Origin of the sequence: Streptomyces sp. NPDC048257 (assembly GCF_043201855.1) — a bacterium.
Lineage (GTDB): Bacteria > Actinomycetota > Actinomycetes > Streptomycetales > Streptomycetaceae > Streptomyces.
In genome coordinates this window covers 75,818-94,453 of the sequence record NZ_JBICZI010000015.1, presented here as the reverse complement: position 1 = coordinate 94,453, position 18,636 = coordinate 75,818, and the positions used below count along the sequence as shown (strand labels likewise).

Here is an 18,636-nt window from a genome sequence, read left to right as displayed (position 1 = left end):
AACGACCCGCAGTCCATTGCCGAGTCCCACCAAAGCGTGTCGAGGACCCTTATGCCTGAGGGACCGCGCACGCGCCGTCGGGCTCGCAGGCCTCGGCTCCGGGGGCGGGTTCCTCGACCTCGCGCCCGGCCCACGCCTGCTCCAGGGCCCGGGTGAACACCTCGGCGGGCTGCCCGCCGGAGATCCCGTAGCGGCGGTCGAGGACGAAGAACGGCACGGCGTTCGCACCCAGCTCGGCGGCCTCGCGCTCGTCGGCCCGGACCTGGTCGGCGTAGGCGGAGTCGTCGGCGAGGACGGCGCGGGCCTCGGCCTCCTCCAGCCCGGCCTCGACGGCGAGCGCGACCAGCACCTCGGGGTCGAAGACGGAGCGCTCCTCGCCGAAGTTGGCCCGGTAGGCGAGGTCGAGCAGCTCCTCCTGGCGGCCACGGGCGGCGGCCAGGTGCAGCAGCCGGTGGATGTCGAAGGTGTTGCCGTGGTCGCGGCCCTCGGTCCGGTAGGTGAGCCTCTCCGCGCGGGCGCTGGCGGCGACGTGCTCCTCCATGCCGCGCGCCTCGTCGAGGGTGCGGCCGTACTTCTTGGCGAGCATCTCGACGACGGGAGCGGTGATGCCCTTCGGGCCGCCCGGGTCGAGCTCGAAGGACCGGAAGACGACCTCCACCTCGTCGCGGTGCGCGAACTCGGCGAGCCCCTTGGTGAAACGGGCCTTGCCGATGTAGCACCACGGGCAGGCGATGTCGCTCCAGATCTCGACGCGCATGATCCTTCTTCTCTCCGGGTTCAGGTGGGTGTGAAACGGTTTGTTGTTCAACCATCCACCGCCCCGTCTCATTCCCCGGACGGCTCGTTCCCGGACGGCTCGTTCCCGGACCGCTCGTTCCCGGACGGCGGCATCGGGCCCACCTGGAGCCAGAGGATGCGGTGGGTGCCCGAGCGGGGGGCCGAGGGGTCCGCGAGCCAGCCCTGGGCGGCGTAGAAGGCCTGGGCGCGGAGATTGTGCTCGTAGACCTCCAGGCGGACCCGGCTGATGCCGGCTCTGCGCCAGGCGTCCAGGCAGGCGGCGTGCAGCGCGGCCCCGGTGCCGCGGCGCCAGTGGACCGGGTCGACGTGGAGCTGGGTGAGGGCGGTCTCGCCGTCCTGCGTGCGGAACGCGGCGACCCCGGTGAGCTCGCCGTCCTGCTCGGCGCAGAGCACGCCGCCCTCGGCGGCGTCCCGGGCTATGGCCCGCGACCAGCCCTCGCGGGTCCGGTCGAGCTCGGCGTCACCCAGGTAGGCCTCCTCGGGGATGTGGCCCTGGTAGTAGGTGGCGCGGGCCCGGGTGTGCAGGGCGGCGATGGCGGCGAGGTCGGTGGGGGACGCGTCTCTGATCATGGGAAGGAAAACGCGCCGGGCCCCTGGACGGTTCCCGGCGCGTCGGACGGACTGCCCCGTGGCTACTTCTTCAGCCACGCCTCCATCATCTTCTGGGCGATGGGGGCGGCCAGCTTGCCGCCGCCGATCTCGGAGCGGTCGGTGTCGGAGTTCTCGATCACCACGGCGACCGCGATCTGCTTGCCCTTCAGCTTGCCGTACGAGGTGAACCAGGCCAGCGGAGCGAGGCTGTTGTTGACACCGCGCTGGGCGGTACCCGTCTTGCCGCCCACCTCGGCGCCCGGCACCTGGGCCGGCTTGCCGCCGCCCTCGGTGGCGACCGTGCGCATGGCGTCGCGGATCATCGAGGCGGTCTTCTCGTCCATGACCTGCTGGGACTTGGGGTCCTTGAAGCTCTCCAGCACATTGCCGCCCGCGTCGGTGACCTCGGAGACCATGTGCGGGGCGACCAGCTTCCCGCCGTTCTCGATCGCGGCCGTCACCATCGCCATCTGCAGCGGGGTGGCCTGCACGTCGAACTGGCCGATACCGGTCTGCGCGACCTGGTCGATGGACATCTTCTTCGACGGGTACTTGCTGGACGGGTTGGTGCGGACCGGGGTGTCGATCTGCACGTTGAAGCCGAGCTTCTCGGCCGTCGCCCGCATCTTGTCCTGGCCGAGCTTGGAGGCCAGCTCGGCAAAGACGTTGTTGCACGACAGCCGCAGGGCAGTGCGCACGGAGACGTTGTTGCAGGCCGCGGAGCCCGCCTCGCTGGGCAGCGGGGTGCGGGTGCCGGGGATCGTGTACGGGTCGGCGATCCCGGTCTGCCGGTCGATGTCGGTGACGAGGCCGTTCTCGATCGCCGCGGCGAGGGTGACCAGCTTGAAGGTGGAGCCGGGTGCCTGGGGCTTGCGCAGCGCCACGTTCTCCATGGCCTTGCCCTTGTCGGCGGAGAGCTCGGTCCAGGCCTTCTGGTCGTTGGCGCCGGTGATCGTGCCCGGGTCGAAGGAGGGGTTGTTCACCACGGCGAGGATCTCGCCGGTCCGCGGATCCATGGCCACGGCCGCGCCCTGCTTGCCCTGGAGCGCGTCGTAGGCGGCCTTCTGGACGTCCTTGTCGATGGTGGTCAGGACGTTGCCGGGGGCGGCCCGCTTGTTGGTGAGCGTGTCCATCACGGTCTTCAGCCGGTTGTCGGAGCCGTTGAGGACGTTCTTGTAGATGCCCTCCAGCAGGGTGGTTCCGTAGGCCTGGGAGCTGTAGCCCGTGATCGGCGCGTACAGGGGACCGTCGACGTACGTCCGCTTGTAGCCGAAGTCCTTGCCGCCCGTCTTCACCGAGCCGGTGATCGCCTCCCCGCCCACGATGATGTTGCCCAGCGGGTTCTCGTACTGCCCGATGAGATTCCGGCGGTTGTGCTCGTCGTCTGCGAGGGCCTGGCCTTGGTATGCCTGCACCCAGGTGACGCGGACCAGCAGGGCCAGCACCAGAAGCAGACAGAAGACCGACGCACGCCTGATCGTCTTGTTCATCCCCCAGAAGGACGTCCCGGCGGTCCCAGCCGTTCCGCTCTGCCCCGATTGTGGCGGGGTTCTCAGCCTTTCTTCATGATGAAGCCTCCCTCGTAGGCCGCGATGACCGCCTGTGTGCGGTCGCGGGAGCCGGTCTTGGTGAGGACCGCCGCGACGTGCGTCTTGACGGTCTGCGGCCCGACGCCGAGCCGCTCGCTCATCTCGTGGTTGGACAGCCCGGTGGCCATCAGACGCAGCACGTCGGCCTCGCGGTCGGTGAGCCGGGCCACCCAGGGCGCACCGGTGGGCCGCGCGCCGGCCGTGTGGGCGGCGGCGAGGGAGCGGACCGCGGCCGGGAAGAGCAGGGAGTCGCCGCGGGCGACGAGCCGTACCGCGCCGATCAGCTCGTCGGCATCGGCCCGTTTGAGGAGGAAGCCGACGGCTCCCGCGCGCAGCGCGTCATAGACGTAGGCGTCGTTCTCGAAGGTGGTGACGACCACGATCCGGGGCGGCTCGGCCATGGTGGCGAGGATCTGCTCCGTGGCCCGGATGCCGTCGATCTCGGGCATCCGGACGTCCATCAGCACCACGTCGGGGGCCAGCGAGCGGACCAGCGCCACCGCCTCGGCCCCCGTGGCCGCCTCGCCGACGACCTCAAGATCGGCTTCGGCCTCCAGGATGACCCGCAGCGCCGTGCGGACCATCCTCTCGTCGTCGCAGAGCACGATGCGCAGCGGCGGCCGCCCCGCGGGGGTGGGCCCGGTCACCGGTCGTCCCCGGCGAGCGGGAGGACGGCCCGCAGCCGCCACCGGTCCCCGTGCGGGCCCGCCTCGACGCTGCCGCCGAGCAGTGCGGCCCGCTCCGCGGAGCCGCGCAGTCCGCGGCCCCCGGTGGTACGGGGCTCCCGGTCCTCGTCGGGGGCGGCGGGCGGATTGGTCATGGTGATCTCCAGTTCACGAGGTGCGGGGCCGGTGCCCGGACCCGGGCCGGCCTGTACGCGGATCCGCAGATCCACCGGGCCCGCGCCGTGTCGCAGGGCGTTGCTGAGACCCTCCTGGACGATCCGGTACGCCTCGCGGGAGGCGATCGCCGGGAGGGCGGCCCAGTCCCCGGCGGGTCCGGGGTCCTGGCGTGCGGTGACGGTGGTGCCGGCGGCCCGGGTGCGGGCCAGCAGCCCGTCGAGGTCGGCGGCGAGGGTGGGCGCGGGCGCGGCGTCCGGCCGGGCCGGGTCGCCGTCCCGCAGCAGGCCCAGTACGGCGTCCAGCTCGCCCACCGTCCGCCGGGTGGTGTCCTCGATCGCGGTCAGCGCCTCCCGTACGAACGCGGGATCGCGCTCCAGCATCCGCCGGGCGGCGACCGCCTGGAGGGTGACGGCGCTCAGCGCGTGCCCGACCGCGTCGTGCAGCTCCCGGGCCAGCCGGTTGCGCACGGCCAGGTCTGCGGCCCGCTCCTCGGCCGCGGCCAGCCGGTCCGCCGCCGTCGGCCCGAGCAGTACGGGCGCCAGCCGGGCCAGCAGCCGCCCGGCCCCGGCGGCGCACAGGACGAGCCCGGCCAGCAGCCCGATCCCGAGCAGCGGGGCGACGTACGGGCCGGCGTCCGTGGCGAACCAGCCGTAGCCGAGCCGGACGTCCTCCAGCCCGCCCACGATCGGCACCGCGATCAGCAGGACCGCCATGGGCGGCACGGCGAGGGCCATCCCGCTGATCAGCGCTCCGGTCCCCAGGTGCAGGGTCCACCAGGCCGAGGCCCGCCCCCGCGCGGCCCAGGACTTCGCCGGCCCGTCGGCCAACCGCTCCCCCGGCACGTCGCACACGGCCCGGACGGCGGCCACCGACATCGGCCGGACCGGCCCGAACAGCGCCGTGACGGCGACCAGGGGCAGGGAGGCGGCGTAGGCGAGGAAGCTGAGCGGGGCGGAATCGAGTGCGTTGACCCCGCCCGCGACCACGCCGACCACCACCTGCGCGAGCAGGAAGTACGGCATCAGCAGGGCTCCGCCGAGGATCAGGTGCACCCAGCGCCATCGGGCCCTGGTCCCCAGCAGCCGTTTCACGCCGGGCGGCGGGAGGCGAGGAACCGTATGAGGACGGTGCCGGTGAGCAATCCGGTGATCATCTGGCCAGCGTAGGTCACCCTCGTTGCGGCCGAGGGCCCTTCGCCGCCGTCCAGCTGCGGCCCCAGCGAGGCGAGCAGCATCCAGGTCCCCCAGCTCAGCGCGGCCGCGCCGCCGATCCAGGCGAGGACGAGCGGCCACCGGGCCGGGAGCGCCCCACCGCGGGCCAGGAACAGGGCCCCCGCTCCGGCGGCCAGCGCGCACACCGCGTGGGCCGCGGACACCACGGCCGTCTCCGTGGAGTGCGTGGCCACCGCCCCGGCTCCCATACCGGCGGTGCCGCCGAAGGTCCAGTACAGGTACACCGCCGCCATCGCCAGGCCGCCCGAGGCCGCGGCTGCCGCCACCACCCCCGTGGACGACGGCAGCCGCTCCCCCGTCACGCCCTGCCACCGCCGGCCCCAGCGCTCCCGCGCATAGGGCACGAACAACCCGGCCAGGGCGAGTCCTTGGACCGTGAATCCGGTGTAGACGACGTTGAAGACCCAGGGGTCCAGGAAGGGCTCCCGCACCGCCTCCGTGACCGGGTCCGCCCCGAAGCCGAGCGCCCGTATGAGCAGTTGGCCCGGGAACGCGAGGAGGATCGGGGTCAGCAGTCCCGTGGCGACGAACACCGGGACGGCGAGTGTCCAGGCCGGCACCCGTATGCCCCAGGGCCTGGTGAGCACCAGCACGAGCAGGATCACGGAGGCGTCCATGAGCAGCGTCACGGAATTGGCCACGGTGAGGACGGTGCCCGGCTCGCTCAGCACGCTGCCCGCCGGTATCCCCACCTGGCTCCCGGCCAGCCAGGCCGCCTTGAGCCCCAGGTACGGCAGGGTGGCGGCCAGGGCCACCGCCCTCAGGATCCGCCTTCCCGGCCCCGGCCGGGAAGGCGACGGCCGTTCCCCGGCCGCCACGTCACTCGGGTGCATCGCTCGCGTGTTCATGACTCAACGGTCGCGGCTGCGCGGCCCCGCCACCTCCCCCTTGAAGGGGAACCACCTCCCCCGCGCGGGGGAGGATCACCCCCCCTCGCGCCCGCGTCACACCCCGCATCACGAGCGGCACGTACCCAGGGCACGTCACCCACGACACGTCACATCCGGCGCCTCACGTCCGGCGCCTCACGTCCGGCGCCTCACGTCCGGCGCCTCACATCCGGCGCCTCACATCCGGCGCGTCACCACCGACAGCCGGTCGCGCGCCTCGAACAACGCCGCCTTGATGAGCTGCTCGTGATCCGCCGTCAGCCGGGCCACCGGCACCGAGCAGCTCACCGCGTCCCGGGCCGGCGTCCGGTACGGCACGGCGACCCCGAAACAGCGCAGCCCGAGCGTGTTCTCCTCCCGGTCCACCGCGTACCCCTGCTCCCGCACCAGGGCCAACTCCTCGATCAGCCGCTCCCGGTCGGTGAGGGTGTGCTCGGTGACCGCCTCCAGCCGTCGCGGCAGCAGTCCCCGCACCTCTTCGTCCGTGTGCGTGGCCAGCAGCGCCTTGCCCAGTGCCGTCGAGTGCACCGGCAGCCGCCGCCCCACCCGGGTGAAGGGCCTCAGGTAGTGCTGGGACTGCCGGGTGGCGAGGTAGACCACGCTCGTCCCGTCCAGCCGGGCCAGGTGGATGGTCTCCGTCGTGTCGTCGGAGAGCCGGTCCAGGGTGGGCCGGGCCGCCGCGACGACCTCGTCGCCGTCGATGTACGAGCTGCCGACCAGCAGGGCCCGTACGCCGATGCCGTACCGCGTGCCCGTCGCGTCCGTCTCCACCCACCCCAGGTTCACCAGCGTGCGCAGCAGCATGTAGAGGCTGGACTTGGGCAGGGAGAGGTCGTTCTGGATGTCGGCCAGGCTGTGCAGCCCGGGCCGGGCCGCGAAATGCTCCAGGAGCAGGACGGTCCGCACCGCCGATTTGACCGGCGCCGCCTGGGCCGGGATCCCCGGCTCGGTCGTCGTCATACGCCTGCTCCCCCTCTGATCGCCCCTTGTCACGCCGAGGACGCGGAAATAGAGTCCACAGCAGATGTGATCATTCATCCACCGGAACCGCGTTCAGAATACTGAACGATCCAGGAGGCAGTGGGCCCATGACAACGACACCAGTCTGGAGTGTGGACCCCCGCACCGGGAAGCAGCGCGAGCAGGTTGCGGTGGAGGCCACACCCCTCGAGGTGGACGAAGCCGTCCGGGCGGCCCACGCCGCCCGTGGCGCGCTCGCCGACGCCACCGCCCGTGCGGCCTTCCTGCGTGCCGCCGCCGCACTGCTGGACGAGTCCGCCGCCCACGTCATCGAGGCCGCCGACGCCGAGACCGCGCTCGGCCCGGGCCGGCTCACCGGCGAGCTGGCCCGCACGACCGGCCAGCTGCGGGCCTTCGCCGACGCCGTGGACGCCGGGGCCTACCTCGACATCCGCATCGACCGCGCCGACCCCTCCCTCAGCCCGCCGCGCCCCGAACTGCGCCGCTACAGGGTCCCGCTCGGGGTGGTCGCGGTCTACGCCGCCTCCAACTTCCCGCTCGCCTTCTCCGTCCCCGGCGGGGACACCGCGAGCGCGCTCGCCGCCGGCTGCCCGGTGGTCGTCAAGGCGCACCCCGACCACCCCGCCACCTCCGAACTGTGCGCCTCGCTGCTGCGCCGGGCCGCGATGGCCACCGGACTCCCGGCCGAAGTGGTGAGCGTGGTCCACGGGTTCGACGCCGGCCTGGAGCTGATCCGCCACCCGCTGGTGGCGGCCGCCGGATTCACCGGTTCCATCCGGGGCGGGCGGGCCCTCTTCGACGCGGCCGCCGCCCGGCCCGTCCCCATCCCCTTCCACGGCGAACTGGGCTCCCTCAACCCCGTCGTGGTCACCCCGGCCGCCGCCGCCGAACGCGCCGAGGAGATCGGCGCCGGCCTCGCAGGCTCGGTCACCCTCGGCGTCGGCCAGTTCTGCGTGAAGCCCGGCCTGGTGCTGGTCCCCGCGGGCCCGGACGGCGACCGGGTCACCGATGAGCTCACCAAGGCGCTCGGGGAGACCGAGCCGGGGGTGCTGCTCGACCACCGGATGCGGGAGAACTTCGTCTCCGGGGTACGCGAGCGGGCCGCACTGCCCGGCGTCGAGGCCCCCGTCACGCCCGGTTCCGGCGGGGAGCACACCGTCGGGGCGGGCTACCTGACCGTACGGGCGGAGCACCTCCTGGAGGGGGGCGCCCACGACCTCCTCCTGGAGGAGTGCTTCGGTCCGGTCACTGTCGTCGTGCGGTACGCCGCGCAGGGCGAGGTGGGGGCGGTCCTCGGGCGCCTCGGCGGGAACCTGAGCGCCACGCTCCAGCTGTCGGCCGCCGAGACCGAGGGCGCGCCGGGCCCGGCCGCCGAGCTGATCGGGCAGGTCACGGGGCTTGCGGGCCGGATCGTGGTCAACGGCTGGCCGACCGGGGTCGCGGTGGCCCCGGCCCAGCACCACGGAGGCCCGTACCCGGCGGCCACCTCGCACTCCACCTCGGTGGGCGGTACCGCGATCGAGCGCTGGCTGCGGCCGGTGGCCTACCAGTCGGTGCCGGACGCGCTCCTTCCGGCGGAACTGCGCGAGGCCAACCCGCTGGGGCTGCCGCGCCAGGTCACCGGGGGCTGAGCGGGCGCGCCACCCGCGACGACGCCCCGGGTGTCCCGGTTCGTCCTGGTGTCCCGGCAGGCCGCCCGTCTGCCGGGACACCTAGGACAACCTGGGCAGTCGGGGCAACCGGGGCAGCGGAAATCCCGTTGCCCGCACGCCCCCGCCGCGGCAGGCTGCGCCGCATGCCGAGACCGCACGGATTCACGTACGAGCACCACCGGGACGAGCAGCACCGGGACGACGCCGTCGTCATCACCCACCTCGGCCGCACCGCGGCCACCCTCCGCGGAGGCCGGGCCGAGAAGTTCCTCGCCGAGGTGGAGTCCGGCGACGCGCAGCTCGTGATGGCCCGCTGGACCGGCTCGTACAAGTTCGGCAACGAGCGCGTCGCGCGCAGCCACCCTCGCAATCAGCGAAATCAGCGAAATCGGCACTGAAATATCCCGAATATCCCCCGAGGGTAAGGGAACGGCAAAGCACCTCCGGTCGTTCTCCGGGCATGACCGCTATGACCCCTGGATCCAACCTGCCGCTCAATGCCGTCCGCGTGACGGTCGACGTGGCTGCGCCGGTGCGGCTCGACGTATCGGCCCTGCTCCTCACGGCGGACGGCAAGGTGCGCTCCGACGCCGACTTCATCTTCTTCAACCAGCCCACCGGGCCCGGAGTCACCTACCGGTCCGGCGGCGGTTCGACGCCGGACTCGATCACCGTGGACACCGGCGCGGTGCCCCCGGGCATCGAGCGGATCGTGGTCACGGCCAGCCCCGACGCCGCCGGGCAGAGCTTCCAGGGCATCGAGCCCACCGCCACCGTGCGCAACGCCGACGGCGGCGGCGCGGTGATCGCCGCCTTCACCCCGCCGCAGCTGGGCACCGAGACCGCGCTCGTCGTCGTCGAGATCTACCAGCGCGGCGGCGTGTGGAAGGTACGCGCGGTCGGCCAGGGGTACGCGAACGGCCTCGCCGGCATCGCCACCGACTTCGGCGTCTCCGTGGAGGAGGAGCCCGCGCCGGCCCAGGCCGTGGCCCCGCCCGCACCCCCGGCCCCCGCCGCGCCGCCCGCGCCGCCGGTCACCTACCCGGCCTCCCCCTGGCTCGGCGGCGCCACCACGCCCGCGGCTCCCGCCCCGGCCGCACCCGCCGCGCCTGCCGCACCCCCTGCCGCCGCCCCCGGCACCGGAAAGATCAACCTCGACAAGGGCCGGGTCAGCCTCCAGAAGAACCAGACCGTCTCCCTGGTCAAGGGCGGCCGTCCGCTGCTCTCCCAGGTCAAGATGGGCCTGGGCTGGGAGCCCGCCTTCCGCGGCCGGGACATCGACCTCGACGCCTCCGTCATCGCGTACGGCCCCCAGCGCAACCACATCGACAGCTGCTATTTCGGCAAGCTGTCCATCCTGGGCGGCGCCATCAAGCACTCCGGCGACAACCTCACCGGTGAGGGCGCGGGCGACGACGAGGTCATCGTCGTGGACCTCGGCCGGATCCCCGCCGACGCCACCGGCCTGGTCTTCACGGTCAACTCCTTCTCCGGCCAGAAGTTCACCGAAGTGGCCAAGGCCTACTGCCGTCTGATCGACGCGGCGAGCGGCGAGGAGCTGGTGCGCTTCGACCTCACCGGCGCCGAGCCCCAGACCGGCGTGATGATGGCGAAGCTGATCAAGCAGTTCTCCGGCGAGTGGGAGATGACGGCCATCGGTGACTTTGTGAAGTCGCGCACAGTGCGCGGCATGGTCAAGCCCGCCGCGCAGGCCCTCTGAGCAGGTGGGCGGGCACATGTGGCCGAGACCGCGGATTACGGGTGATGGATGCCACGCGTAATCCGTGAGTGGCTGTCAGTGCCCGCCCGTAGCCTTGGAGGCATGCACAAGACCTTCACACCTGCGGGTCCCGCCCGCCCGTCCGCCGCCGAGGCGAACGAGGCGATACGGCACCTTGTGGAGACCCGTGTCGACGAAGAGTGGCCCTCGGAGGCGTACGAGTTCCTGCTCGCCGAGTGGGCAGAGGCCTCCCGCGCAGAGGTTTCCCCGGCCCAGTGAGGTGCGGGCGCCGGAGCGGCGCCCGCGCCCGCACCGACGTGGGCGCAGCCGTCAGTGCCCGCGCCGCCACGGCCCGGTGATGGCCAGCATGATGCCCGGGTCCTGAATGTTGGCGTACAGCGTGCGCCCGTCCGGGGAGAAGCAGACCCCGGTGAACTCGGAGTACTCCGGCTCCTCGGCCGACCCGATGTTCAGCTCGTTGCGCGCCAGCGGGTAGGTACGGCCCGATGCGGTCGCACCGAACAGGTGCTGCAGTCCCGAGCCGTCCTCCGCGATGATCAGGCCGCCGTAAGGGGACACGGTGATGTTGTCGGGGCCGTCGTAGCCGCCGTCGGCCGACGGGTCCGCGTTGACCCCGATGAGGACCGTGAGCCGGATCGTGCGCCGCTTGGGGTCGTAGAACCAGACCTGACCGTCGTGGGCCGCGCCCGGGCTCTCCTCACGGGCGTAGGAGGAGACGAAGTACGCGCCGCCGTCGGCCCACCACATGCCCTCCAGCTTGCGCCCGCGCGTCACCACCCCGTCCGCGAACTGCTTGCGCACCGGCACGGTCCGGGCGTCACGGTCGGTCACGTCCACCCAGTCGACCCCGTAGACGGTGCCGATCTTCGTGGCGCGCGAGAGGTCGTCGACGAACCGGCCGGAGCTGTCGATGCACTTGGCGGCCTGGAGCACACCGGCGTCGGCCGCGAGCGTACGGAGCCTGCCGCGCCCGTGGCGGAAGCCGCGGGGCGGGGTCCAGCGGTAGAGCAGCCCGTTGGGGCCGGAGGCGTCCTCGGTCAGGTACGCGTGACCCTGGCGCGGGTCGATGACCACGGCCTCGTGGTCGTAGCGCCCGAAGGCCTTGACCGGCCGCGGGTCGCGGTTGGCACGGCGGTCGTGCGGGTCGACCTCGAAGACGTAGCCGTGGTCCTTGGTCATGCCGTTCTTGCCGGCGAGGTCCGAATTCTCCTCGCAGGTCAGCCAGGTGTCCCAGGGGGTGGCGCCGCCCGCGCAGTTGGTCGACGTACCGGCGATGCCCACCCATTCGGCGACCTCGCCGCCGCGCCGGACCTCGACGACCGTGCAACCGCCGGCCGCGGCGGGGTCGTAGACCAGGCCCTCGGCGAGCGGGACGGGGTGGGCCCAGCCCTCGCGCTTGCCCTTGAGCTCGTGGTTGTTGACGAGGAGGGTGACTCCGCGGTGGCCCTCGAAGGCGGCGGTCCCGTCGTGGTTGGACGGGGTGGTCTCACCGGAGTCCAGCGTGGTGACCCCGCTGTGCGTGATCACGCGGTACGTGAACCCGGCGGGGAGGGCGAGCAACCCGGCCGGGTCGGGGACGAGCGGGCCGTAGCCGGGCTCGCAGGGCCGCCCGTGCCCGTCGCGGTCCGTGCTGTCCTCGGCGGCGAGCGCCCCGGGGGCGGTGGCGAGGGCGCCGACCGTCCCGGTGAGCGCGACTCCCGCTCCGGCGATGACGGTGCGAGCGGTGAAGTCTCTACGGCTGAGCGGCATCGGGGCTCCAGGGGTGGGGAGGTGGTGCGCCTGTCGTGCGGTCGTCGGCGCACACGCTCTCGCCCGCACGTGAACGGCGGCTGAACTACCCACCAAGAGGAACCGACCCCTTGCCGTGCCCCGGAATGGCCAACTCCGGCCCCAGGAACGGCGCATTGTCGCCACCCGACCCGGGCACCCGGCTCGGGGCCCGGCCGAGCCCCGGTCAAGGTCCCGGCCGAGGGCCCCGGTCAAGGGCCCGGGGTCAGTCGGTCCTGCCGATGGTGTGGCGGGCCGCGAGGCGGAAGTCCTTGACCGCCCGGTAGAGGATTCGCTGCCGTTCTGCGGCGAGGGCGGTGTCCTCGGCCTTGCGGGTGGTGTCCCCGGCGCGGGCGTTCCGGGACATCCGCCGCATGACGTGCGAGAGATCGCTGGAAGCGTGGGTGACCCGTTCGGCGGCTTCCGCGATCGGGGCCGGTCCTTCGAGGATGACGATTTCCGCGGCGCGATGGACCTCCCGGGCCAGGGTGACGAAGCGGTCCGTCTTCTCCTCGACGTCCGGCAGGTCGGGTATGTCCGCACGCAACGCGTCCAGTACGGCGTCCATGGCGACGTCGCGGTCGTGGAGAGCGCCGAGGTAGCCGGCGTAGGCGTCGCGGCGGAGCTGGCGGCTCCACTGGGCGTGCTGGGACCGTGCCTGCGCACGGCCGTTCACGATCGCGGCCCCGAGGGTGGTGGCGGAGCCGACGGCGGCGCCCAGCAGTGCGGCAAGTCCTGAGTCCATGGCTTTCATTCTGTCCGCCGGGGATGCCGGGGATGGTGGGACGGACATACCCGGAAGGTGTCCCGCCGGTCAGGCCGGCCGGCGGGAGCGCGCCTTGAACGCGGCCTTGCGGGCCTCCTTGGCGGCCTTCCGGTCCGGGTGCATCCGGCCCATCGCCTCCAGGACGTACGCCGTCGCCGGGTGCTCCACCCGCCACACCTGCTCGAAGAAGCCCGCGTGATGAGCGGTCAGGGTCTCCATCAGGAGCGGCAGCTCCTCCGTCTCCCCGTCGGCGGCGAGCTGCGCCGCGATCGTGTCGACCGTCAGCCAGAAGACCATCTCCGGGTCCGGGGCCGGTACGTCACCCACCCCGCGCTCCGCCAGCCAGACGCGGGCGAGCCCGCCGAGCTCCGGGTCGTCCAGCACCGAGCGGACCGCGGGCTCGGCCTCCGGTCCGGCCGGTGCCAGGGCCTGCTGGCACCGGAGCCGGCGCAGCGGGCCGCCCTCGTCGTCGCCGCGGGCGGCGGCCAGCAGTTCGGCGGCCGCGACGGCCGGGTCGCGGCCGGCGAGCCACTGCTCGATCTCGGCCTGGGCGGCGTTCTCGGAGTAGAGGGAGACCGCGTCGAGCAGTGCGTCAGCGCCCTTCTCGGCCAGTTCGCCGACGGCGGGGGCATCGACCCCGGCCTCCAGCATCCGGGCCCGGATCCCGTACAGGCCGAGCGGAGTCAGGCGGACCATCCCGTAGCGGGAGACGTCCTCGTCGTCCACGTCGCCCGCACCGTCCCCGTGACCCCCGCCCGCGCCGGTCTCCGAGTCCAGCGGGCCGTCGGCCTCCGCCATCAGCTCCTCGTCGACGGGCCGGAACTCCACCAGCCCGATCGGCTCCAGCTGCCGGAACTGGTCGTCGAGGCGCATCATCGCGTCCGAGACCTGCTCCAGGACCGCATCGGTCGGCTCGCCCATGTCGTCGGGCACGACCATCGACGCGGCGAGCACCGGCAGCGGAACCGGCCCGTCCGCGGCCCCGCCCTCGGTGACGGTGAGCAGGTAGAGGTTGGCGAGGACCTGGTCGAGGAAGTCCGCCTCGCGCCCCGGGTTCCAGTCCAGCCGGTCGAAGTCGATCTCGCCGCCCGCGTCCAGCGCGTCGACGAGGTGGTCCAGGTCGGGCACGGCGGCGTCGGCGAGCACCGTGTCCAGCGCCGCCAGCCAGAGGTCGAGCACGTCGCCGGGCGCACCGCTCGTCACGAGCGCGAGGTCCTCACCGGGCGCGGCCGTGCCGAAGCGCTCCTCGTCGCTCTCCCCGCCGTCGTCCTCCGGCTCCGTCACGTCGACCAGGCCGGTGTCCACGGCCACGCGCCAGGCCTGGCTCGCGTGTCCGGCGGCGTCGGCGTCGACGGCGTCGAGGCCGAGCAGCGCGGCGGCCTCGGGCAGCTGGGCGTCGGCGAGCTCACCGCCGACGCCGACGCGGGTGTCGGGTCCGGCCCAGCGGGCGAGCCGTACGGCGCGCGCGAACAGCGGGGCGCCGAGGGCGTCGCGGGCCAGTTCCGCATCGGAGTGCAGCCGTACCGGCGGCAGCGTGGGGTGCGACTCTGCGGACATGGGGCGGTTCTCCTCGCGGACGCGGTGGGACGGGGGTGTGGCGTAGGTGACACGGGCCGTGCGCCGGCCGGACCGTCATATGCGCCCGGTTTTCGCTGACATGGCCGACATGACGGGCAGTGCGGGCATGGCAGATGTGGCGCAGATGACAGGCGTGGCCTTCGTACGGCGCTCCAGCGTAGACGCATTTCGGGCGTGTCCGGCGGGGCATCGCCTTTGGTTCATCCCACAGTCAGCTGTCGTATTCCCTGGAGGGCTTGACAACTTTGCTGACCACACAGGAAATTGACGCGCGTAGATGTATAGGGAGCGGCAAGTCTCCCGCAGATCTCGCTGCCGCACCCCCCACCTTTCCCCTCTCCCACACCGGAGTTCCTGCCCATGCGCTCCTCGCATCCCCGTTCCGCCGCCGTCGCGGCCCTCGTCGCCACCGCACTGGCCACCGGCCTGCTCGCGGGCTCCGCCGACGCGGCCGAAGGCGCCGTGTCCGCCGATCCGATACGCATCCACGACATCCAGGGCACCACCCGGATATCCCCGCTCAACGGCAAGCAGGTCACCGACGTCGAGGGCATCGTGACGGGCGTGCGTACGTACGGCTCGCGCGGCTTCTGGATCCAGGACCCGGACGCCGACGACAACGACGCCACCAGCGAGGGCGTCTTCGTCTTCACCAACGCGGTCCCGACCGTCGCGGCGGGCGACGCGGTCAAGGTCTCCGGCACGGTCGGCGAGTACATCCCCGGCGGTCTGACCTCCGGCAACCAGTCGGTGACCCAGATCTCCAAGCCGACGGTGACCGTGGTCTCCTCCGGCAACGCGGTGCCCGCGGCCACCGCGATCAACGAGTACACGGTCCCCGCCGAGTACACCCCGGCCGGTGACCCGGCCGCCGGCGGCAGCGTCAACGGCCTGACCCTGGAGCCCTCGCGCTTCGCACTCGACTACTACGAGTCGCTGGAGGGCATGAACGTCAAGATCGGCACCTCCCGCGTGGTCGGCGCCACCGACCCGTACTCGGAGCTGTGGGTCACGGTGAAGGGCTGGGAGAACACGGCCAAGCGCGGCGGCACCATCTACGGCTCCTACGAGTCCCAGAACACCGGCCGCCTGCAGGTCCAGCAGCTCGCGCCGGTCGCGCAGCAGCCGTTCCCGGTGGCCAACGTCGGCGACAAGCTGACCGGCACCACGGAAGGCCCGCTGGACTTCAACCAGTTCGGCGGCTACACGCTGGTGGCCCGCACCCTCGGCACCGTCAAGGCGGGCACCCTCGCCCCCGAGAAGACCAAGCCGCAGGCCGAGCAGGAGCTCGCGGTGGCGACGTACAACGTCGAGAACCTCGACCCGACCGACCCGCAGGAGAAGTTCGACGCGCTGGCGAAGGCCGTCGTCGAGAACCTGGCCTCCCCCGACGTCCTCGCACTGGAGGAGATCCAGGACGACAACGGCGCCAAGAACGACGGCACCGTCTCGGCCGAGCAGACCCTCGCGAAGTTCACCGCGGCGATCACGGCGGCGGGCGGCCCGGCCTACCAGTGGCGGACCGTCAACCCCGAGGACAAGAAGGACGGCGGCGAGCCCGGCGGCAACATCCGCCAGGTGTTCCTCTTCAACCCGGCGCGGGTCTCCTTCACCGAGCGCGCCCCGGGTGACGCGGTGACCGCGACCGGCGTGACCAAGGTGAACGGCAAGGCCGCCCTGACCCACTCCCCCGGCCGCGTCGACCCCGCCAACCCGGCGTGGGCGGACAGCCGCAAGCCGCTGGCGGGCGAGTTCGTCTTCCGTGGCAAGACGGTCTTCGTGATCGCCAACCACTTCGGTTCCAAGGGCGGCGACGAGGGCCTGACCTCGCACCACCAGCCGCCGGTCCGCTCCTCGGAGGCCAAGCGACTGCAGCAGGCGCAGGCCGTGAACGGCTTCGTGAAGCAGATCCTGGCGGAGGACAAGAACGCCAACGTCCTGGTCCTCGGTGACATCAACGACTTCGAGTTCTCGGCGACGACGGACGCGCTGGCGGACGGCGGGGCGCTGTACCCGGCGATCAAGTCGCTGCCGAAGGCGGAGCGGTACTCCTACGTCTACCAGGGCAACGCGCAGGTGCTGGACCAGATCCTGACCAGTCCGGCGATCAAGAAGTACACGTACGACAGCGTGCACATCAACGCGGAGTTCGCGGCGCAGAACAGCGACCACGACCCGCAGGTGCTGCGCTTCCGCCCGTAACCCCCCGGGTCCGGAAGCTGCAGGGGGTCCGGCTGCCGTCCCGGCCGGGCCCCCTGCCACAATCCGGCCATGATCCTCCGTGAGGCCACCCGCCAGGACCTGCCCGCCGTACTCGCCCTGCTCGGCGACGAGGACACGGTCCTCGACCCGACCACGATCACGGTCGGCGAGGCGCACGAGCGGGCCTTCGCCGCGATCGGGGCGGACCCGCGCAACGAGATGCTGGTCCTCACGGACGGCACGGACGGTACGGGCACGGTCGTCCTCGGCTGCCTCCAGCTGACGTACATCCCGGGCCTGGCCCGGAACGGGCAGGAGCGGGCGCTGGTGGAAGCGGTACGGGTCCGCGCGGACCGGCGGGGCGCCGGACTCGGCGCCGAACTGATGCGGCTCGCCGCCGAGCGGGCCCGCGAGCGCGGCTGCGGCCTGATCCAGCTGACCAGCGGCAAGCGACGGACGGCCGCGCACCGTTTCTACGAGCGGCTGGGCTTCGCGCGCAGCCACGAGGGCTTCAAGCTGCGCCTGGAGCCGTAACGGGGCTTTCCCGGACAAGGTGGGGACATTCGACCCCGGCATGACGCTCGACACATCCCTGCCGATTCGACCGGTTGTGGTGGTTGAGTATCTCCACGCCCGATCTTGTACCGGCTCGTACCGACCGCACTTCCGGAGGATCCTCGTGTTCCCCTCCATCTCCCTCGCTCAGGAAATCGGCCTCGCCGTCCTGCTCGTGGCCGCGCTCGTGTGGGTCGCCGGCTTCGGTCACATGCTGTGGGACAACCGCTTCCACCAGCCGGAGCCCGCCGCCGAAGGCCTGCCGAGGATCCCGGCGCAGCGCGGCCCGGCCGCGCACCCGATGGAGTCGGTGGAACTGACCGAGGCGGAGAAGCAGGCCTTCGCGGGCCTGATCCGCACGATCCCCCTGAGCTGACCGGCCGGCTTCCACCGCACACACGAGAGCGCCCTCCCGGCTTCGGAAGGGCGCTCAGTCGCAGGTCGACACGGGTCGACGCGTACGGGCGTCAGTTGTGGCTGTGCAGGACCTCGTTCAGGCCGCCCCAGGCCGCCTTGTACGGGCGGGCCTCGACGGCGCCGGTGACCGAGTTGCGGCGGAAGAGGATGTTGCTGGCGCCGGAGAGCTCCAGGGCCTTGACGATCTGGCCGTCCGGGAGGGTCACGCGGGTGCCCGCGGTCACGTAGAGGCCGGCCTCGACCACGCACTCGTCGCCCAGTGCGATGCCCACGCCCGCCTCGGCGCCGATCAGGGTGCGCTCGCCGATCGAGATGATCTGCTTGCCGCCGCCCGAGAGGGTGCCCATGGTGGAGGCGCCGCCGCCGATGTCGGAGCCGTCGCCGACCACGACGCCCGCGGAGATGCGGCCCTCGACCATGGAGGTGCCGAGGGTGCCGGCGTTGAAGTTGACGAAGCCCTCGTGCATGACGGTGGTGCCCTCGGCGAGGTGCGCGCCGAGGCGGACGCGGTCCGCGTCGGCGATGCGCACGCCCTTGGGGGCGACGTAGTCCGTCATCCGCGGGAACTTGTCGATCGAGGTGACCTGGAGGTGCAGGCCCTCGGCGCGCGCGTTGAGGCGGACGGTCTCGACCTGGTCGACGGCGACCGGACCCAGCGAGGTCCAGGCGACGTTGGTCAGCAGTCCGAAGAGGCCGTCGAGGTTCTGGCCGTGCGGCTTGACCAGGCGGTGGCTCAGCAGGTGCAGGCGCAGGTACGCGTCGTGCGCGTCCAGCGGCTTGTCCTCCAGGGACGAGATGACCGTGCGGACGGCTACGACCTCGACGCCGCGGACCGCGTCCGCGCGGATCGCCTTGGCCGCGGCGGCGCCGAGCAGTTCCACGGCCTGGTCGGCGGTGAGGCGCTCGGTGCCGGCCGGGCCGGGCTCGGCAACCAGCTCGGGGGCGGGGAACCAGGTGTCGAGGACGGTGCCGTCGGCGGTGATGGTGGCAAGTCCGGCGGCGACGGCGCCGGTGGTACGCGTAGCAGTCATATCC

At 72.6% G+C, this 18,636-nt stretch carries 18 protein-coding genes; 7 read left to right on the top strand and 11 right to left on the bottom strand.

Annotated elements, in window-relative coordinates:
- Nucleotides 1-49 precede the first annotated feature (49 nt).
- The 7 genes from ACGFZK_RS25460 to ACGFZK_RS25430 form a co-directional block, all read right to left on the bottom strand.
- Nucleotides 50-757, bottom strand: a complete 708-nt coding sequence (locus tag ACGFZK_RS25460) for a DsbA family oxidoreductase (RefSeq protein ID WP_393851165.1) — start codon at nt 755-757, stop codon at nt 50-52.
- Nucleotides 758-825: 68 nt separating this feature from the next.
- Nucleotides 826-1,368, bottom strand: a complete 543-nt coding sequence (locus tag ACGFZK_RS25455; RefSeq protein WP_393851164.1) for a GNAT family N-acetyltransferase — start codon at nt 1,366-1,368, stop codon at nt 826-828.
- Nucleotides 1,369-1,430: 62 nt separating this feature from the next.
- Nucleotides 1,431-2,879: a peptidoglycan D,D-transpeptidase FtsI family protein gene (locus tag ACGFZK_RS25450; RefSeq protein ID WP_393851163.1), complete on the bottom strand. Its 1,449-nt coding sequence runs from the start codon at nt 2,877-2,879 to the stop codon at nt 1,431-1,433.
- A 62-nt stretch (nt 2,880-2,941) separates the two neighbouring features.
- Nucleotides 2,942-3,562: a response regulator gene (locus ACGFZK_RS25445; protein ID WP_393851235.1), complete on the bottom strand. Its 621-nt coding sequence runs from the start codon at nt 3,560-3,562 to the stop codon at nt 2,942-2,944.
- A 59-nt stretch (nt 3,563-3,621) separates the two neighbouring features.
- Nucleotides 3,622-4,902 (bottom strand): sensor histidine kinase, encoded by a 1,281-nt coding sequence (locus ACGFZK_RS25440; RefSeq protein ID WP_393851234.1) that lies wholly within the window; start codon nt 4,900-4,902, stop codon nt 3,622-3,624.
- A gap of 5 nt (nt 4,903-4,907) precedes the next feature.
- A complete protein-coding gene (locus ACGFZK_RS25435) occupies nt 4,908-5,900 on the bottom strand; it encodes a hypothetical protein (RefSeq protein ID WP_393851162.1) in 993 nt (330 codons plus the stop codon).
- A 219-nt stretch (nt 5,901-6,119) separates the two neighbouring features.
- Entirely contained in the window at nt 6,120-6,902 is a 783-nt protein-coding gene (locus tag ACGFZK_RS25430; RefSeq protein ID WP_393851161.1) for an IclR family transcriptional regulator, read from the bottom strand.
- Nucleotides 6,903-7,030: 128 nt separating this feature from the next.
- Here ACGFZK_RS25430 and ACGFZK_RS25425 point away from each other — a divergent pair, with 128 nt between their 5' ends.
- The 4 genes from ACGFZK_RS25425 to ACGFZK_RS25410 all read left to right on the top strand — a co-directional run bounded on the left by ACGFZK_RS25425 (nt 7,031) and on the right by ACGFZK_RS25410 (nt 10,574).
- Entirely contained in the window at nt 7,031-8,554 is a 1,524-nt protein-coding gene (locus tag ACGFZK_RS25425) for an aldehyde dehydrogenase (NADP(+)) (RefSeq protein ID WP_393851160.1), read from the top strand.
- Between the two features lie 164 nt (nt 8,555-8,718).
- On the top strand, nt 8,719-8,973 hold the full coding sequence (locus tag ACGFZK_RS25420) for a hypothetical protein (protein WP_393851159.1): 255 nt from the start codon (nt 8,719-8,721) through the stop codon (nt 8,971-8,973).
- A gap of 62 nt (nt 8,974-9,035) precedes the next feature.
- Nucleotides 9,036-10,295: a TerD family protein gene (locus tag ACGFZK_RS25415; RefSeq protein ID WP_393851158.1), complete on the top strand. Its 1,260-nt coding sequence runs from the start codon at nt 9,036-9,038 to the stop codon at nt 10,293-10,295.
- A 102-nt stretch (nt 10,296-10,397) separates the two neighbouring features.
- A complete protein-coding gene (locus ACGFZK_RS25410; protein ID WP_393851157.1) occupies nt 10,398-10,574 on the top strand; it encodes a hypothetical protein in 177 nt (58 codons plus the stop codon).
- 51 nt (nt 10,575-10,625) lie between these two features.
- Here the strand turns inward: ACGFZK_RS25410 and ACGFZK_RS25405 are convergent, their stop codons facing one another.
- The 3 genes from ACGFZK_RS25405 to ACGFZK_RS25395 form a co-directional block, all read right to left on the bottom strand.
- A complete protein-coding gene (locus ACGFZK_RS25405; RefSeq protein ID WP_393851156.1) occupies nt 10,626-12,065 on the bottom strand; it encodes an alkaline phosphatase PhoX in 1,440 nt (479 codons plus the stop codon).
- A 244-nt stretch (nt 12,066-12,309) separates the two neighbouring features.
- The gene (locus tag ACGFZK_RS25400) at nt 12,310-12,828 is read right to left on the bottom strand and encodes a proline dehydrogenase (protein WP_393851155.1); all 519 of its coding nucleotides are present in this window, start codon (nt 12,826-12,828) and stop codon (nt 12,310-12,312) included.
- Nucleotides 12,829-12,897: 69 nt separating this feature from the next.
- On the bottom strand, nt 12,898-14,406 hold the full coding sequence (locus tag ACGFZK_RS25395; RefSeq protein WP_393851154.1) for a hypothetical protein: 1,509 nt from the start codon (nt 14,404-14,406) through the stop codon (nt 12,898-12,900).
- A gap of 381 nt (nt 14,407-14,787) precedes the next feature.
- Here ACGFZK_RS25395 and ACGFZK_RS25390 point away from each other — a divergent pair, with 381 nt between their 5' ends.
- From ACGFZK_RS25390 to ACGFZK_RS25380, 3 genes are all read left to right on the top strand, one after another.
- Nucleotides 14,788-16,629 (top strand): endonuclease/exonuclease/phosphatase family protein, encoded by a 1,842-nt coding sequence (locus ACGFZK_RS25390; RefSeq protein ID WP_393851153.1) that lies wholly within the window; start codon nt 14,788-14,790, stop codon nt 16,627-16,629.
- A 69-nt stretch (nt 16,630-16,698) separates the two neighbouring features.
- Nucleotides 16,699-17,163 carry a GNAT family N-acetyltransferase gene (locus ACGFZK_RS25385; RefSeq protein ID WP_393851152.1) on the top strand — a complete coding sequence of 155 codons (465 nt, stop codon included), beginning with the start codon at nt 16,699-16,701 and terminating at the stop codon, nt 17,161-17,163.
- Between the two features lie 145 nt (nt 17,164-17,308).
- A complete protein-coding gene (locus ACGFZK_RS25380) occupies nt 17,309-17,560 on the top strand; it encodes a hypothetical protein (protein ID WP_393851151.1) in 252 nt (83 codons plus the stop codon).
- Nucleotides 17,561-17,651: 91 nt separating this feature from the next.
- On the opposite strand, the gene dapD is transcribed toward ACGFZK_RS25380, so the two are convergent.
- On the bottom strand, nt 17,652-18,632 hold the full coding sequence (gene dapD, locus ACGFZK_RS25375) for a 2,3,4,5-tetrahydropyridine-2,6-dicarboxylate N-succinyltransferase (protein ID WP_393851150.1): 981 nt from the start codon (nt 18,630-18,632) through the stop codon (nt 17,652-17,654).
- Between the last annotated feature and the right edge of the window lie 4 nt (nt 18,633-18,636).

Coding starts and splice junctions, on each gene's coding strand:
- ACGFZK_RS25395 (WP_393851154.1), bottom strand. CDS start 14,406: ATGTCCGCAGAGTCGCACCCCACGCTGCCGCCGGTACGGCTGCACTCC.
- ACGFZK_RS25420 (WP_393851159.1), top strand. CDS start 8,719: ATGCCGAGACCGCACGGATTCACGTACGAGCACCACCGGGACGAGCAG.
- ACGFZK_RS25445 (WP_393851235.1), bottom strand. CDS start 3,562: ATGGTCCGCACGGCGCTGCGGGTCATCCTGGAGGCCGAAGCCGATCTT.
- ACGFZK_RS25405 (WP_393851156.1), bottom strand. CDS start 12,065: ATGCCGCTCAGCCGTAGAGACTTCACCGCTCGCACCGTCATCGCCGGA.
- ACGFZK_RS25390 (WP_393851153.1), top strand. CDS start 14,788: ATGCGCTCCTCGCATCCCCGTTCCGCCGCCGTCGCGGCCCTCGTCGCC.
- ACGFZK_RS25455 (WP_393851164.1), bottom strand. CDS start 1,368: ATGATCAGAGACGCGTCCCCCACCGACCTCGCCGCCATCGCCGCCCTG.
- ACGFZK_RS25430 (WP_393851161.1), bottom strand. CDS start 6,902: ATGACGACGACCGAGCCGGGGATCCCGGCCCAGGCGGCGCCGGTCAAA.
- ACGFZK_RS25410 (WP_393851157.1), top strand. CDS start 10,398: ATGCACAAGACCTTCACACCTGCGGGTCCCGCCCGCCCGTCCGCCGCC.
- ACGFZK_RS25435 (WP_393851162.1), bottom strand. CDS start 5,900: ATGAACACGCGAGCGATGCACCCGAGTGACGTGGCGGCCGGGGAACGG.
- ACGFZK_RS25425 (WP_393851160.1), top strand. CDS start 7,031: ATGACAACGACACCAGTCTGGAGTGTGGACCCCCGCACCGGGAAGCAG.
- ACGFZK_RS25415 (WP_393851158.1), top strand. CDS start 9,036: ATGACCGCTATGACCCCTGGATCCAACCTGCCGCTCAATGCCGTCCGC.
- ACGFZK_RS25460 (WP_393851165.1), bottom strand. CDS start 757: ATGCGCGTCGAGATCTGGAGCGACATCGCCTGCCCGTGGTGCTACATC.
- ACGFZK_RS25385 (WP_393851152.1), top strand. CDS start 16,699: ATGATCCTCCGTGAGGCCACCCGCCAGGACCTGCCCGCCGTACTCGCC.
- ACGFZK_RS25400 (WP_393851155.1), bottom strand. CDS start 12,828: ATGGACTCAGGACTTGCCGCACTGCTGGGCGCCGCCGTCGGCTCCGCC.
- dapD (WP_393851150.1), bottom strand. CDS start 18,632: ATGACTGCTACGCGTACCACCGGCGCCGTCGCCGCCGGACTTGCCACC.
- ACGFZK_RS25450 (WP_393851163.1), bottom strand. CDS start 2,879: ATGAACAAGACGATCAGGCGTGCGTCGGTCTTCTGTCTGCTTCTGGTG.